Annotated in this window: 10 protein-coding genes; 7 read left to right on the forward strand and 3 right to left on the reverse strand. The window is 65.6% G+C overall.

Annotated features, from left to right (window positions below):
* Positions 1-55 precede the first annotated feature (55 nt).
* Positions 56-2566 carry a CehA/McbA family metallohydrolase gene (locus tag ACFFGH_RS17285; RefSeq protein ID WP_386670523.1) on the reverse strand — a complete coding sequence of 837 codons (2511 nt, stop codon included), beginning with the start codon at positions 2564-2566 and terminating at the stop codon, positions 56-58.
* Between the two features lie 1017 nt (positions 2567-3583).
* On the opposite strand from ACFFGH_RS17285, the gene ACFFGH_RS17290 reads away from it, so the two are divergent.
* The 6 genes from ACFFGH_RS17290 (at position 3584) to ACFFGH_RS17315 (ending at position 8885) form a co-directional block, all read left to right on the forward strand.
* Positions 3584-4840: a PxKF domain-containing protein gene (locus tag ACFFGH_RS17290; RefSeq protein ID WP_386670525.1), complete on the forward strand. Its 1257-nt coding sequence runs from the start codon at positions 3584-3586 to the stop codon at positions 4838-4840.
* 110 nt (positions 4841-4950) lie between these two features.
* Complete coding sequence (locus ACFFGH_RS17295) at positions 4951-5937, forward strand: DUF6929 family protein (protein WP_386670527.1); 987 nt, start codon at positions 4951-4953, stop codon at positions 5935-5937.
* Positions 5938-6076: 139 nt separating this feature from the next.
* The gene (locus ACFFGH_RS17300) at positions 6077-7561 is read left to right on the forward strand and encodes a serine hydrolase domain-containing protein (RefSeq protein ID WP_386670529.1); all 1485 of its coding nucleotides are present in this window, start codon (positions 6077-6079) and stop codon (positions 7559-7561) included.
* Positions 7562-7622: 61 nt separating this feature from the next.
* Positions 7623-7994, forward strand: coding sequence for a DUF6249 domain-containing protein (locus ACFFGH_RS17305; RefSeq protein ID WP_386670530.1), 372 nt, complete (start codon positions 7623-7625; stop codon positions 7992-7994).
* On the forward strand, positions 7987-8562 hold the full coding sequence (locus ACFFGH_RS17310; RefSeq protein WP_386670532.1) for an RNA polymerase sigma factor: 576 nt from the start codon (positions 7987-7989) through the stop codon (positions 8560-8562). Before ACFFGH_RS17305 ends, ACFFGH_RS17310 begins: the two co-directional genes overlap by 8 nt.
* Complete coding sequence (locus ACFFGH_RS17315) at positions 8559-8885, forward strand: DUF5056 domain-containing protein (RefSeq protein ID WP_386670534.1); 327 nt, start codon at positions 8559-8561, stop codon at positions 8883-8885. Before ACFFGH_RS17310 ends, ACFFGH_RS17315 begins: the two co-directional genes overlap by 4 nt.
* A 151-nt stretch (positions 8886-9036) precedes the next feature.
* Here ACFFGH_RS17315 and ACFFGH_RS17320 read toward each other — a convergent pair whose 3' ends face one another.
* Positions 9037-11904: an EAL domain-containing protein gene (locus ACFFGH_RS17320; protein ID WP_386670536.1), complete on the reverse strand. Its 2868-nt coding sequence runs from the start codon at positions 11902-11904 to the stop codon at positions 9037-9039.
* Between the two features lie 803 nt (positions 11905-12707).
* Positions 12708-14015, reverse strand: a complete 1308-nt coding sequence (locus tag ACFFGH_RS17325; RefSeq protein ID WP_386670538.1) for a glycerophosphodiester phosphodiesterase family protein — start codon at positions 14013-14015, stop codon at positions 12708-12710.
* 294 nt (positions 14016-14309) lie between these two features.
* Between ACFFGH_RS17325 and ACFFGH_RS17330 the strand changes: the two genes are divergently transcribed.
* Positions 14310-14516 carry a hypothetical protein gene (locus ACFFGH_RS17330; protein WP_386670540.1) on the forward strand — a complete coding sequence of 69 codons (207 nt, stop codon included), beginning with the start codon at positions 14310-14312 and terminating at the stop codon, positions 14514-14516.
* Positions 14517-14984 lie beyond the last annotated feature (468 nt).

Here is a 14984-nt window from a genome sequence, read left to right on the forward strand (position 1 = left end):
TCGGACGAATGTTCCAGCGCCCGCCTTCGCGCAGCGCTGGAACAGCCCAGCCCACTCACCGTGACCGCGGCGGCGGAGCCTCATCGTCAGCTCGCGTTGGCGACCCCGGTTCGATCATCTGCCGCAGCTTCGCCCGCGCCTGGTCGAATCGCGCCTGCATGCGCGGCATCTCGACCTCCCCGTAGCTGGAACGCGCACGGCGCTCGGCGAAATCGATGCCGCGGATCAGGTCTGCCGCTGCAGCAGAACGGGCCTGCGCTTCGGTGCTGCCCACGCGGTTGATCCAGATCGGTGAGGCGTGGACGAAGGGCCTGGCGTGCATGGTCGGCCAGGCGTCCGCGACGGGTGTCGAAGTGTATGCACGCGCCGCGATCCAACCGCCCTGTGGGAGCGTGGTCTCGCCCGTGTACGTGCGGCTCTTGCCGGCCTCCACGCCACCCAGGCGCTGGACGACCGCGCCATTGACCAGGATCTCAAGCACATCCACCGCGACGGTCGAGGTCAACTCGACGCGCCACGATTGCCGGCCGGCCGGCGTGACGCCGCCGGGTTGTACGCCGTTGCCCAGCTGGAAGAGCAGGGCCGGCCCGGTAGTGACGAAACTGCGGCCGACCGCGGCCGCCTCGCGCACCGCCTCGGCCGTCGGATTTGCAGCATCGAGCCGCACATATGTCCGCCCCGTGCCCACGGCCGGTGTGCGGTGGAAGTCCACCCACATGTCTGTCCCGGACATCGCCGCCACGGGCTGGCCCACGTTGAGCAGGCGATACCAGAGATGGGAATTGCCCAGGGGACTGGTCCAGGCGCAGACCATTTCCAGGCCGATGCGGTCGGCCAACACCGCATCCGACAGCAACTCCGTCGGGATCGGCGCGTCCTCGAGATGGGTGAACGGATCGACGTCCGTCGCGATCGGGTGGACGTAGGTGACGAACGCATCGTTGGACCGTGCGAACGCGATCACGTCGCCGTTGGTGAGGTCTGGATTGCCCAGCGTCGGGTTGCCCGGGCCGAAGAACCACGGCGCGAACGGCCGTTCGGTGCCCAACAGGCTGACGTGGCCGTGGAAATGCGAACGGACCTCCTGGCCCTGATCCACCACGCGTCCGGCCTCGGTGGTTTCAACCCCGATCAGGGGCGCATCAATGCGGCGCTCCCAGCGATCCCAGGACATCGGCGACACCTGCTTCAGGTCTTCGCCTGCCAGCAGGCGCAGCGCGTCCTGATGGGTCGCGCGATGGTGCCCATCCCCGTTGAGGTGGATGTGGTGGTCGGCCGAGACGTAGCCCGCCGAGCTGGCATCCCACAACGGCGCCAGGGTCGCGGCGACGGTCGCGGCCGCATCTGCGCGCACTTGGACCTTCTGAGTAACCACCGACACCATCGGGCCGCGCGCGACGGTGACCTGATACTCGCCGACGGGCACATTCAACGTCGCCTGGCCCGGAACGTAAAAGTAGTGCCGGCCGGTCTGCGAATCGAAATAGGTGGCGTCCCGGTCAAACGCGACCGGATGCCCGGTGCCCGATTTCGCCGATCCTGCGATCGCGACCCGCGCGGTGACCGGTTGGCCGGCTGCATCGGTCAACGACAGCGACAAGGTGCCAGTCGGCGCCTGGTAGTCCCATCGCTTGATCTCCACCAGCGACGCCTCGCCGCCATAAGTGCGCATGCGCTTGATACGGAACTGGCGCGCCTCGTCCAGATCCACGAAGTACACGTGCTCGCCGTCGGCGCTGAAGGCCGGGGTGAGTGCGAACGACTTGCCATCGGTCAACCGGTGCCTGACCGTGGGATGGTCGATATCGAGCGTCCACAGGTGGTAGTCGTTATCGATCGGCGCGCTGTAGACGATCAGCCGCTGCTTCGGGTGGGTATCGGCGGTGAGGTGATAGGTCTGGGTTTCGGCGTGGATGACCCGATCGGTGCCCGTGACGAACTCACGCATGCGCAGCACGCGGCTTTCGCGGTTGCCGTGCAGGTAGATCAGCCCACCGGGCATGCGACGGGCATTGCGCTCGACCTGCGGCAGATCGGTGAGCTGCTCATCCACACCGGACGACAGGTGGCGTCGCCAGAGGCTCAGTACACCGCCGCGGCCGGAGCTGTAGTAGAGGTAGTCGCCATCGGCCGAGAACTCCGGATCCAGCTCGATCGACGGCGTATTGATGACCTGCTCGCGCCCGGTGGCGGTGGACAGGATGACGATCGAGGTGTCCTTGCCGTCATCGCGCACCAGCGCCAGCCGATCGCCGCTCGGTGACCAGCGCGGGCGCGAGTCCACGCCGCTGCCATCGGTGAGGCGCGTGGCCACACCGGATTCCAGGTTCAAGCGCCAGATCCAGCCCTTCGCCGCGAAGGCCAGGGTCTTGCCGTCAGGCGCCGGTGCGGGATCGGTAGGCCCGGCGGCCAGAATCGGCAGCTCGTGCTGCTCGAAATAGACGTGGTGACCGAAATCCGACAGCTTCTCGTAGCGATTCGTCCACTGCGCGCAAGCAGGCGTGGGTGATAGCACGCCGGCCACGCCTATCGCGACGGCACAGCAGGTTAGCAATCGCAAAGTCATGCAATTTCCCCAGGCTGACAGGACACGGATCAGGACGCCGTGTCATTAGCGAGCGTACACGCGGCCGGCTGACCGGGCCGCTCACGACGGCGTGCTCGCGTCATCCCGCCATGCGCGGACATTTGCGCCGCGTTCGCGGCAATCAGTGCGGGCCTATTCGGTGGCGCTGTCGCGATGAAGTCGTTGCGACTTCAGGAGGAGCCGCAGATCAGGCTTGACGAGGCCGGGGTAGGTCTCCCATGCAGCTTTCTCGGTAGCAACCGCGGGCAGCAAGTTCCGCAAGCCAGCGCCGCGCCGCGGGAGGCTCCTTGAGCGTGCATCGCGCAGCCAATGTCCGCTTCTTGCCGATAGCGCACGAGGCAAGCCCCTCAGGCCAATCGCGTGGGGTTGATGCTCGCCACCGACAGTCCAGGTGCGCCTACTGACGAGCGAGGACGTGACCAGCCGGCGTGCCAACAAGCGGTCAGGCTTCGAAGCTGGCGTCCTTGGCTGGGAAATGCAAAAGGCTGCAGGTCGGCGTACTGGGCAGCGGCGTGCTGGTCCTTCCGCGCCGGTCGTAACCCCGCTGTTCGGGCTGCCACTCACGTCGTGAGTCACCGGGGACACGACGCGCCGTGTCCCACTAGGGAGCTGCAGCCGACACCGCTGGGCGATCGGGCTTAGTTCGGGTGTCTGAAGCGGCCGCGATGCCGTCTGAAGCCGCCGTTATCAATCCGAGCGGCCGCGGAAACGTGCCTGGTGGGCCTTCCGGGTGTTCTGGCGGCGCTGGCACGGTTCTGTATGGGGGTGGAGTCGCCCGCATCTCACTCAAAGCCTCAAGGCGGGGGCATAAGCCTCCACCGGGCCGTTAGCAAGCTCTTCACGAAAAATTCTCGGCACGCTTACGAATGCCCGAGCGCCCGCTGTGGGCAGGGTTCCGTTACTCTTGTGACGCGGTTCACACCACGGGTGAAAACCGCGTCAAGGATCGGGCCGGTCGGCCTCGTCCAGCCAGTGGGCTCAACAGGGAGAGCACAAATGAACATCAAGACATCGCCGGCGCGCCTGCGCGCGCTCGGCGCGGTGGCGCTTATCGCTTCTGCATGCGCAGGGCAGGCCGCCGCCGCGACAGTCACCGCCGGCTGCGACAACGCGCCGTCGAAGGCCACCGCCATCTTCACCAACCTCGCCAACCAGGCACCGGGCGCGCCAGAGGTGGTCGTCTCGACCGCGACCGCGACCAACAGTGGTGACGTGCCCTGGGGCACGAACACCACGTCACTCACCTATTCGCCGATCGAGTTCAGCTACAACGGCTCGAGCCTGACGGGCAAGGCCCGCGGCACGAGCGTCGGGCTTGCCTCGGGCTCGATCGGCCGGGCGAACTTCGCCCGCATCACGATCCACACGGCAAGCGATGACAAGCAGCACCCGATCACCGTCCAGCTGCAGAACGCGATGGTGGGCCCGGTTCCGCTGGGCACGCTGAAGGCCGGCGCCGTCAAGTGCTGGACGGTCAGCAACATCACGCTCGATAGCAGCTTCTCCGTTACCGGCAGCCTCGCGCTGAAGGGCAACATCCCGGGCGGCAAGGCGTCGGTACAGATCGACGTCGGCTATGTCGGGCCGTCCGACGTTGACGCGCCGGTCGTGACCGACGTCGACGTCAATCCCGACCCCGTCGTCCTCAATGGCACCGCTACCGTTTCGGCGATCATCAACGACGTCGACACCGGCGGCAGCGTGATCACCTCGGCGGAGTATTCGCTCAACGACGGCGCGTGGATGCCGATGGCGGCGGTCGACGCATTCGATACCTCGCTCGAGGGCGCGCTCGCGAGCTTCACGGCCGCCAAGATCGGCGAGAACCGCGTCTGCGTCCGCGGTACCGATGCGGCCGGCCTCACCAGCGCGCCGCAATGCCAGCACTTCCGGACCATCTACAACTTCGAGGGGTTCTACAGCCCGATCGACATGGGCATCCTGAACTCGGCAAGGGCCGGGCAGAGCATCCCGACGAAGTGGCGCCTGACGGACGCCAACGGCGCGCCGATCAACGATCCCGCCAGCTTCCGCGCGCTGTACTCGTCCGCCAATGCCTGCGCCGGCGGCCTGCCGACGGACGCGATCGAAGAGGACGCCTCGGGCTCCAGCGGCCTGCAGTACCTCGGCGATGGCTACTGGCAGTTCAACTGGAAGACGCCGAAGACCTACGCCAGCACCTGCCGCGGCATGTATGTCGAGTTCCAGGGCGGCCAGACCTCGCCGCTCGTGCTGTTCCAGTTCCGTCGCTAAACGCTTCGGGACAGGCTGACCAACGGGGCCCTTCGGGGCCCCGTTGCGTTTCCGGCGGAGCAGAATCGCGGGAGCGTCGACCGTCCAGCCTGCACGCTGCAGACCTGTCGATGTCTCGTTCCGACCGAAGCGGACATACTCCGCAGGAACCCCAATTTGGTCTAGCCATGGTCGCCACAACGCTGGTACGCCGACTGGAAGTCGATCCTGCTTCCCATCCCAGGGGACAGCCGCACATCAGCTCGGCCAGCGGCCTGGCCATCATCGGCGACTGGTTCTACTTCGTCGCCGATGACGAGAACCACCTGATCACCGTGCCGACAGATGACGTCGAAGCCGGGGCCTTCCAGATGCTGCCGCTTGGGGCAGGCCGACTGCCGACCGACGACGGGGAACGCAAGCGGCGGAAGAAGGATCTGGAACTGGTATTCGATGTGCCCGCGAGTGCAGGCGCACCGCGCATGCTGGTCGCGTGGGGTTCGGGTTCGCGCCCTTCGCGCGATGCCGGCTACGTGATGGCACTCGCCCCGGACGGAAGCCTCGAGAGCAGCCCGCGGCGCGTTTGCCTGGCGCCATTGCACGAGCTGCTGCGCCGCCACACCCCCGAGTTGAACATCGAGGCCGGGCTGGTGGTCGGCGATGAGCTGCATCTGTTCAGCCGTGCGAGCGCGAAAGCGCCGTCGAACGGATGGTTCCGGATCGACCTGGACGCGGTCATCGCGTTCCTGCTGGCCGACGGTGGCACCTCGCAGGTACCCGCCGTCCGCTTCGCGGAGCTGGACCTGGGGCGGATGGGGGGCGTACCTCTCGGCATCAGCGATGCGACCGCGCGCACCGATGGAGGATGGCTGCTCAGCGCGTCGGCTGAACACACGTCGGATGCCTATGACGATGGGCGGGTCGAGGGCAGCGTTCTGCTGGCGTGTGCGCAGGACGGGAGCATCACATGGCGCGCGCAGCTGGATGGTCATCACAAGGTAGAAGGCATCGCATTCGACGGGCGAGGCGCGCTGTGGATGACCACCGACGACGACGCATCCGACGTGCCCTCGCAGCTGCGCCGCCTGGCATGGCCGCCATCAGGCTTCGCCGGGTAGAGGCCGCCGTGGCGGGCGCCCCTCAAGGCGGCGCTCTAGCGCGCCTTGGCAGCGCTAGCCTGCCCTGGTGTGAAAGTTGAATCCATTTGCGCCCGTGGATGCATCTAACTGATGAATCCCCTCAAATGGAACGGCGTTGATGAAACGTTACTCCCGGCCTGTTGCCGCTTCGGCCAGCGCCGTCTTTCTCGCCTGCCTGGCCTCGGTGGCCGGCGCGGCCCCGGCGACATTGCCCGACACGGCGGCGGGCAGGCTCGCGGGGGAGCTGATCCACCATGTGAATGCCGGCAACCCCGACCAGATGCGTCGGTGGGCGCCGACCATCCTGTCTGCGGACATCGCCCCGCCCGAGCAAGCGGGCTTCGTGCAGAAGCTCGTGGTAGCGACGCGCGACAGTGGCGGCGTGGACGTACATGACGTACGCACCCACCCTCGCCAACCCGGCCTGCTCCAGGTTGCCGTCAAGGGTCGCCGCACCGGCCGACATGCCTTGTTTGTCATGGAGGCAGACCCCGCAAAGCCGGACAAGCTGGCGCTGGCCGACATGGTGGGGATGCAGGATCCTTCGCTGTATGCCGCCTGGCCCAAGGGGCCTGTATCCCAGGCGGAGCTGCAGCGTCTGATCAACACCACGCTGGATCGGCTGGCGCAGGCTGACGACTTTTCCGGTTGCCTGTCGGTATCGGACGGCAAGAAAACCATCGTCGACGAATGCCGCGGCCTGGCCGAACGCAACTTCGGGGTCGCGAACGATCACCGGACCCGGTTCCACATCGGCTCGCTCACCAAGATGTTCACCGCGGTGGCCGTCGCCCAGCTCGTCGAGGCCGGCAAGCTGTCGTGGGATTCCACGCTGGCCCAGTTGGTGCCCGAGTATCCCGACCAGGCGACGGCCAGGAACATCACCGTCTGGCAATTGCTGCATCACACGTCGGGTCTGGGCGACTTCTTTGTCCCCGAGTTTTTCCAGAATCGGGAGCAGTACGTCGACCCGCAAGACTTCCTCGATCTGATTGCTCGCCAACCCGTTCTGAGCGAGCCGGGGAAGCAGTGGAACTACAGCAACTCCGGTTACGTCCTGCTTGGTCGCATTATCGAGAACGTGTCCGGCGAGAGCTATTTCGACTACGTCCAGCAACGCGTGTTTGCGCCAGCTGGAATGGCGGACAGTGGGTTCGACGCCATCGAAGACATCACTCCGAACCTGTCGGTCGGCTACTTTCGCGACGGACCGCTTGCGGCCGAACGGAAAGCCGCCTGGATGAAACTACCGGTCAAGGGCGTTCCGGCCGGTTCGAGCTATTCCACGAATGCCGACCTGCTCCGTTTTTCGCGGGCCCTGCGCGAAGGCGAGCTGGTCAAGCCGGCGACGCTCGCCAAGATGTTCGATGACCCGGTGCCGGCCGGCCCCGGCGGCTATGCAGCCGGCTTCGGCGAACGCCTCTCGCATGGCCGCCATATCCGCGGGCATACCGGCGGCATCGAGGGCACGACTGCGAACCTGGCGATCGTCTGGGAAACCGGAGCGGCCGTGGCCCTGACCAGCAATGAAGGGCCCGCGGAGAACTGGCTGCTGGCCGAGCGCATCGCCGATCTGCTGGCAGCCGGGACCGTGAAGCCATGAACGCCCGACTGCATACACAACTCAACGTCCGCCATTCCGAAACCACCACAGGAGCAACACCATGCCCCCTCATGTCTTCGTCCCATTCGTCTTGATGCTGGCGCCTGTACTCATTGTCCTGATCGTTCTGCGCTACCGCCATCGGCAGGCGAAAACGCGCTACGACGCACTGGTGCAACTTGCCGAAAAAGGCGTTGAGCTGACGCCGCAGCTTCTGGCCGAGCCGCACGTGGCGTATTCCGAGAGGCGGCGGGCGTTGGTGTTGATCAGCGCCGGGATCGGGCTGATGGTGACCCTCATCGCGTTGCCGGGCCGCTTCGACAACGGGCTCAGCGTCGGCAGCCTTTGGGGGCTGGGCCTGTTGCCGCTGATGATCGGCTTGGGCTATCTCGCCAGCTGGTGGTTGAACCGGCGCGGTGACATGCGTGGCTGACAGCGCCGCCGAGGCTCGCATCGACCGGGCCCTCGTGACGCGTGTTCTGCTGAATGGTGACCGGAACGCATTCGACCAGTTGGTGCGGCGGCACCAAGGCCTGGTTCGCGCCCAGCTGCGCCGTCTGTTGAATGGCGACGCAGCTGGTGCCGACGATCTTGCCCAGGAAGCTTTTCTGCAGGCGTGGCGCAAGCTGCACCAGTTTCGTGGCGAGGCGCAATTTTCGACCTGGCTTTACCGCATCGCCTACTCGTGTTTCCTGCAAGGATGCCGGAAAAAATCGGAACTTTCCGACGATGCGGATGCACGCGAGGCGGAGCAGCTGCACGCACCCGAGCAGGCCGTGGACCTGCAACTTGACTTCCAACGGGCTGTGGCACGCCTGTCAGCCGCGGAGCAAACGGTGTTGCTGCACTGCACGCAAATGGGCTTGAGCCACGAGGAGGCCGCATACGTGCTGGCGATGCCGCTTGGAACCGTGAAAACCCACGCTACACGTGGAAAGGCGAAGTTGCAGGGCTGGTTGGCCGCATGGCGAGCTGCTGCGTGTGAGGAAACAACACCATGAATCCATTGCCACAAGATGAAATCGAAGCGCTGTTGCGCAAGCAGTTCGACGGTCCGATCTCCGATGACGGTTTCAGCGACCGGCTCATGCGACAACTGCCGCCGCACCGTCAGCGTCGAGCGACCTGGCCGCTATGGGCCGGCATCATCACGGGCGCAGCCGCTTGCTGGCTGGCTCTGCTGCCGTCGCCCCTGCTGCACCTGGGTTGGCGCGACTCGTTCAACGGCGAATGGTCTGCTGCGTCCGTCAGCATGGTGCTGGCGATAGTGGTGATGGTCATGCTGGCTTCGGCCTGGGCCATGCTGGAGGCCGATAACCGCTGACGCGGGTCCGCATCGCGCGCGGGCACGGTCGTCCGATGTCGTGTCCGCCGCGAGACCGGGGGCGACAAAAAGGGCAGGTTTTGTTTTTCTATGAAAGCACGGCGCCTCGGCTGCGCCGCCTCCCATTGTTTGTGGCAGGCCCCAACCCGTCTCACCTGCCGGCGATCAGCGCCTCAAGCGACTGCGGTCGGGCAAAGAAGTAACCCTGTCCAAGTTCGCACCCTAGTGCGATCAGGGCGTCCCGCTGGCCTTGGGTTTCGATGCCTTCGGCCACCACCTCCATGCGCTGCGACGTCGACAGCGCCATGATCGCGCGTACGACATCCGTGCTGCTTCGCTCCTCGTTCGCCTCCAGGTCGCAAATGAACGAGCGGTCGATCTTGAGCGTGTGCATGTTGAATCGATGCAAGTAGCTGAGCGACGAATACCCTGTTCCAAAGTCGTCGAGGGCGATCTCGATGCCGATCTCGTGCAGGCGACGGAACACGGCCCCTATTTGCTCGGAGTTCTCCAGCAGCGCCCCTTCAGTGACCTCGATGCGGACCTGGCGGGGCTGTATTCCGCACTTGTTGATGAGCTGGACAAACCGCTCGTCGATGATCGGCGAGCGGAAGTGCCGCGCTGAAAAGTTGAGATTGATGTACTGATCGGGCTCCAGCAGATGCGGGATAACCCGCATTGCATGCTCGAACACCTGCCAGTCCAGCATCTCCATCATCCCGCTTGCTTCGGCTACATGGAGAAACGCACCTGGCGGAAGGATGCCTTTGTCGGGGTGGTTCCAACGCATCAGCGCTTCGTAGCCCACGACGCTGCCATCGATCAGGCGCACGATTGGTTGGAAGTACGGGATGAACTCCTGTCGGTTCGCCCCGCGGCGCAGGTCGCTTTCGGTCTCCAGAAGTGCCAGCGCCTGGTCGTGCAGCTTCTCGTCGAACAACTCGAACCGGTGGCGCCCGCCGGCCTTTGCCCGGTACATCGCGATGTCAGCGTCCCGCAGTATGTCCTCGGGCGAGGAGTAATGCGGCGCGCAAAGCGCAATGCCCACGCTCGCGCCGGTGAACAACTCCTTGCCTTCGACACGGACAGGCTCGCGAAGTGTGGTCAGGATGCGTCGGGCCATGCGTACGCAGCCGTCGGCGCCGTCCATTTCCATGTAGATTGCAAACTCGTCCCCGCCCAGGCGCGCGACCATGTCGCGGCCGCCGCGGATGCAACGCGAGAGTCTCGTTGCGACCTCCTGCAGCAGCGCATCACCCACCAAGTGGCCCACGCTGTCGTTGATGACCTTGAAGCGATCGAGGTCGATAAACAGGACGGCGAAGTGGAAGTCCGGATTGCGGGAGCGCTGCGACAACGCACGGACGAGTTGGTCACGCAGGTACGCCCGGTTTGGAAGACCCGTCAGCGAATCGTGCAGCACCTGGTGCTTGAGCCGCTGCTCGATGCGCTCGCGCACTTCGATCTGTTCGGAAAGCTCGACAGTTCTCTCGGCGACCCGCTGCTCGAGATCGGCATAGGCATTGAGCAGATCGGCCGCCGCCCGCTGACGCTCCAGGCCGTTCGCGATCTGATAGGAAATGAAGGTCAGGATCTGAAGGTCTCGCTCGGTGAACCCCACGCCTTCGGTATAGCTCTGGACGGCCAGCAGCCCGACGACGCGCTCGCCGACCACGAGAGGCACTCCCAGCCACGTCACGCAGTCGCGGCCCTTGATCAGCAACTCGCCGCGTTCCTCGAGCGCTTTGATCATCTCGATTGTTGATGGATCGCGCATGTCCAGCATCAGCGGCTTGCCGTGTCGCATGCCGTATTCGGTCACGCCGATGCCGACCTGTCGACTCTGCCCCTTGCCGCCGTACTGGTCGACGTAATAGGGGAAATGGACGGTGCGGCCGTCGTCCGAGAGCGTGGCGATATAGATGTTTCGCGCGTCGAGGAACTCGCCGACGATGCGGTGGACTGAACGGTAGAACTCGTCGAGGTTGGTGGCCGTGTGGGAAAGCTCGGCGATTCGGAACAGTGCCTTCTGGACGTTGACGCTGTGCTGCAGCTCCTGCGTGCGCCGCTGGACCCGGCTCTCGAGCTCTTCCTGGGCGAGCTTGCGATCGACCGCGGTCAGGATGTGGCTGCCCACATAGGTCAGCAGCGCCTGGTCCGCGGCCGTGTAGCGTGGACGCTCGATGTAGCTCTGTACCACCAGACCGCCGCGGACGCGCTCACCGACGATCGCAGGAACACCCAGCCAGTCGAAGCACTCCATTCCGATTTCGCGGGTGGGACCGGACACCTGCCTGCGGATGTCGTTGGGCGCGCCCATCAGCGGCTTGGCGTCGCGGATGAGGTACCAGGTGAGCCCGCCTTCCATGACGGACATCGGGATGAACTGATTGGCGTCGCGAACGATCGGGTCGGTCGTGTCCTTGAGGTAGATGAAGCGCAACGCGTCCTTTTGATCGTCGTAGAGCGTGATGTAGAAGTTGGCCGCGTACATGAAGCGGCCGACGATCGAGTGCAGCTCGGGCAGCATGTCGCCCAGGTCCATGTCCGAGCTGGCCATGTCGGCAATCTCGAACAGCGCAGCCTGCAGCTGCTCGGAGCGCGCGAGCTGGTGCATCGAATCGGCCATCCGGCACTTTTCGAACATGGTCTCCGCGAGCGGCTCGAGCAGTTCGCAGAGGTCCTCGATGCGCACCCGCGAGGCTTGGGTACCGTCGCAGATGAGCCCGAAGCCGTACCGGCCTTCCTCGGAGTGGATCGCACAGGCAACGCGCCCTCGCGCTTCGTCGACGGCCCAGCCTTCGCCTGACCGGGCGTCCCGGGCCAGTTCCATGTCTCCTTCGCGCAGAGCAGACCTGTCGTGAACATGGGAGACGCCGTCGTCCATTCGCCAACCGACCACGACGCTGGCCAGGCCCTCGCGCTCGAGAAACTCGGCCGTGTGGCAGGCAAACGTTCTCATGTCGGCTGCGCCCAACAGGCGCTTCAGCAAGCGCCCGGCCCGACGCTCGGGCGTCACCGCTCGGCCGCTTGTCGGCAGACGTATCACTGAGCCCATGTGTCCTCGCTTTCCGTGTCGAACGGCCGATCGTCCCGGATGCAAGGCAAGCGGCATGCCAAGGCGACTGCCGACCGGGATGCGTGCTGCGCTCGTGGTGCGGCCTTTCCCGCCGAGGGCGCGATCCTCTGAGTGCGGCGCCAGTTCCGGAAAGCGGGGAGGTCAGCACGTGCTGGTGCCCATCACCGCGAGTGCGTTGTCGCTGGATGCGGATTCTCGGCGAAGGTTCGTTCGCACTCTGCCGCGGCGGGGCGGGCGGACGTGGGTTCCGGCGCTGGTCTCGCAGCCTTCCAGCCGCGGCTGCCGGAATCCTGTCGCGGGCGCCAGGCGCCTGACGCAAAGAGAGCATCGGACCCAACCGCGGTGCGACTGGCTCAGGTCCGTGCATGCGCCGCTCGCCCTGGCTTTGCGCTCGGCGAGGAGCAGGCCGGCTCTGCCGGTTGGACAGCCGGCAGAGCCCTCCGCCTGGTATGCGCAGATTCGCCGGCGGCCCTCATGGCCGTTCTGATACTGGAGACCTTCCGGGTCCACGGGCTCGCGGCGGGGTAGGGTTCAACTTTCTATCCAGGCCGAGGCCGCGTCGAGACTCGGCTTAACTCAGGTCTGCGCGCGCCGGCCGGCGTCCGCTACAGGCCAAAGCGGACCTTCCCGGCCAGCACCGCAGACATCGACTTTTCCAGCCGTAGCCTCATTGCGATAACGCACCAGCTGACAGCGGCAATGGAGCCGGGGCGGCGCGGCCGCCCCGGCGGAAGTCGAGCCGACTAGCGCGAGTTCAGATCCAGGAATATGTCGCGGGCAGCGACGCCGATGTCGGGCTGGTCGATGAAAAAGCCCTGCACGCCGAGAGAGTAGAGGTGCACTGCTTCGCCCAGCGCCGTCTGCGCTACCCCGTTGGGCAGCTGCGTGAGGTAGGGCTCCTCCGCCCGCACGGTGTACGGGTGCACGACGAGCCCGGCACCGAGCGCATGTGCCAGCATCGGATGCACCAGGCCGGTGTTGCGGGTGCCCAGCTCGGCCTTGCCGTCCTCGTTCGCGTCCACCTTGGCCGGCAGTGCCTCGCGAAGCAGCAGGTTGCCCTTCCAGGGGCCGACGCCGGACGCATAGGTCGCCTTCATCCACGTGAGCACCGGCGCCGTTGCGAAGGCGCCGTAGCGGGTATCCGCCGCCAGGCCGCCGTCGACCTTCGTCGCGAGGCCGCCGTAGATCCCCCGCAGGTCGGCACCGCGACGGGCGTTGTAGCGCACGTCGTAGGGTGTCGCGCCGTAAAGGTCGTCATACAGCTGCACGAGGGGGAAGCGCACCTTCGCGCGCGGCATCAGCTGGGTCTGCAGTTCGATCAGGTTTTCGAACTCGAAGCTCTGGATGTAGACGCGCCGTGGGTCAGTGAAGCGCTCGGCGACCAGCGTCTCCACAACCTTGGCGCCCAGCGAAATCCTGATCGGCGTTCCATCAAGGCGTCGACCCTCATGGGCGAAGTAGGTCGGGTGCTTGGTCTCGGGGTAGACGCCGACGACGCGCCCGCCGCGGCTCATCCGCTGCGCGAGTCGAATCACCTCGGCGAACGTCGGCACCTCGTAGCGGCCGTCGTACCGCGTGTTGTCAGGGCGAATGGCCGGGATCCGCTCCTTCGCCCGAAGCGTCTTGATCTCCGCCAGCGTGAAGTCCTCGGTGAACCAGCCCGTGTAGGACACGCCGTCGATGACCTTGGTCGTGCGTCGCGATGCAAACTCCGGCTGCGTGGCGACATCGGTGGTGCCGGAAATCTCGTTCTCGTGCCGCGCGATGAGCACGCCGTCCTTCGTGGCGACGAGATCGGGCTCGATGAAATCCGCGCCCTGGCGGATCGCGAGCTCATACGCGGCGAGCGTGTGCTCGGGGCGGTAACCGCTGGCGCCGCGGTGGCCGATGACGATCAGGCCGCGATGGTCGGGATGGCGCATGGTGTCGTTGCGCGAAGGAGAGGGTGCCGGTGTGGCGACCGCGACCAGACTGGCAGACAGCAGAATGGCACCGAGTGCGGCGCCAAGCGAACGGCGCGTGCGGGCGGCGCGGGGGCGATGAAGAGTCATGTCGGCTCTCGAAGTGGGGGATGGCCGATGCCCTGTCCATCGGCAGGCCGATGCTGAGAGGCGCAGGTTGCAAACACTTGACCGCCGCATGTCGCCTGCGAGATCCGCAAGGGGCCCGCACGCCCGTGCATTGCTATGAGGTGCCCGCGGCGCCGCCGTTCCTGGGCTTGCGTTTGAAGGGTCGCCGTCCGGTACTGGCGGAAGCGGACGTGCACTCTCTAATCAGGCGGAGGCTCGGCCTGGCAATGCGAGGTGCCGCCAAACCTCCATGGCGCACCCGGTGTCCGCGGTCGAATGGTCACCGGCGCCCGCGCCGACTTGGTTCTGCTCGACGCCAACCCGTTTGAGCAAATCAGTGCAACCCGCGCTATTCATGCCGTCTTCAAGGGTTGCATCTACTTCAACCGCGGTGAACTACGACGCTTGCGCTCATTCGCCAAAACCCAGGCAAACAGCCATGCGCTCAATGCGCAGCTGTGGTGGGCATGGGTCGGAGGATGATTGCGACGAACTGCGCGTGGATTCATTCAACGCGTCGGTTCGCAATAGGTGCCGGCCGGGCGACCTGTGCTGCGATGGGTGCCAATTGAGTACAGCAACAGCGAATGCAGGCCATTGGCGGCGTGACGTAGCCCGGTCTGTTGCGCGGGATTCGGACACTCTGCGTGCCGAGGCTTCGGTCGAGGTGATCTCCGCTTCCGACCCCTGGCGGACATTACTTTTTCTGCAGGGCGTGCTTGGCGTGCCCGGTTGGTCGCTGTGCAGATGTAAGAGTCAACGGCGGCGGGCCGACTATGGTGGCTCTTCAGCGCCACCCGTGTCCGAGAGCACTTTGCCTACGGTTATCCCGGAGGCTGTGTCCGGTGCGTCGGCGGTCGCTGCTTCAGCGATCGACCAGTCACCGACCGAAATTCCGGCCCAATCGCAGCGTCCGCGTTCCCGCCGGCGCCCACGAGCGCCACAGGGAAT

It is taken from the genome of Lysobacter korlensis, assembly GCF_042434515.1.

Excerpts from the sequence above, each read along its gene's own strand:
- ACFFGH_RS17285 (WP_386670523.1), bottom strand. The coding sequence starts at position 2,566 with ATGACTTTGCGATTGCTAACCTGCTGTGCCGTCGCGATAGGCGTGGCC.
- ACFFGH_RS17325 (WP_386670538.1), bottom strand. The coding sequence starts at position 14,015 with ATGACTCTTCATCGCCCCCGCGCCGCCCGCACGCGCCGTTCGCTTGGC.
- ACFFGH_RS17330 (WP_386670540.1), top strand. The coding sequence starts at position 14,310 with ATGGTCACCGGCGCCCGCGCCGACTTGGTTCTGCTCGACGCCAACCCG.
- ACFFGH_RS17305 (WP_386670530.1), top strand. The coding sequence starts at position 7,623 with ATGCCCCCTCATGTCTTCGTCCCATTCGTCTTGATGCTGGCGCCTGTA.
- ACFFGH_RS17295 (WP_386670527.1), top strand. The coding sequence starts at position 4,951 with ATGTCTCGTTCCGACCGAAGCGGACATACTCCGCAGGAACCCCAATTT.
- ACFFGH_RS17290 (WP_386670525.1), top strand. The coding sequence starts at position 3,584 with ATGAACATCAAGACATCGCCGGCGCGCCTGCGCGCGCTCGGCGCGGTG.
- ACFFGH_RS17300 (WP_386670529.1), top strand. The coding sequence starts at position 6,077 with ATGAAACGTTACTCCCGGCCTGTTGCCGCTTCGGCCAGCGCCGTCTTT.
- ACFFGH_RS17315 (WP_386670534.1), top strand. The coding sequence starts at position 8,559 with ATGAATCCATTGCCACAAGATGAAATCGAAGCGCTGTTGCGCAAGCAG.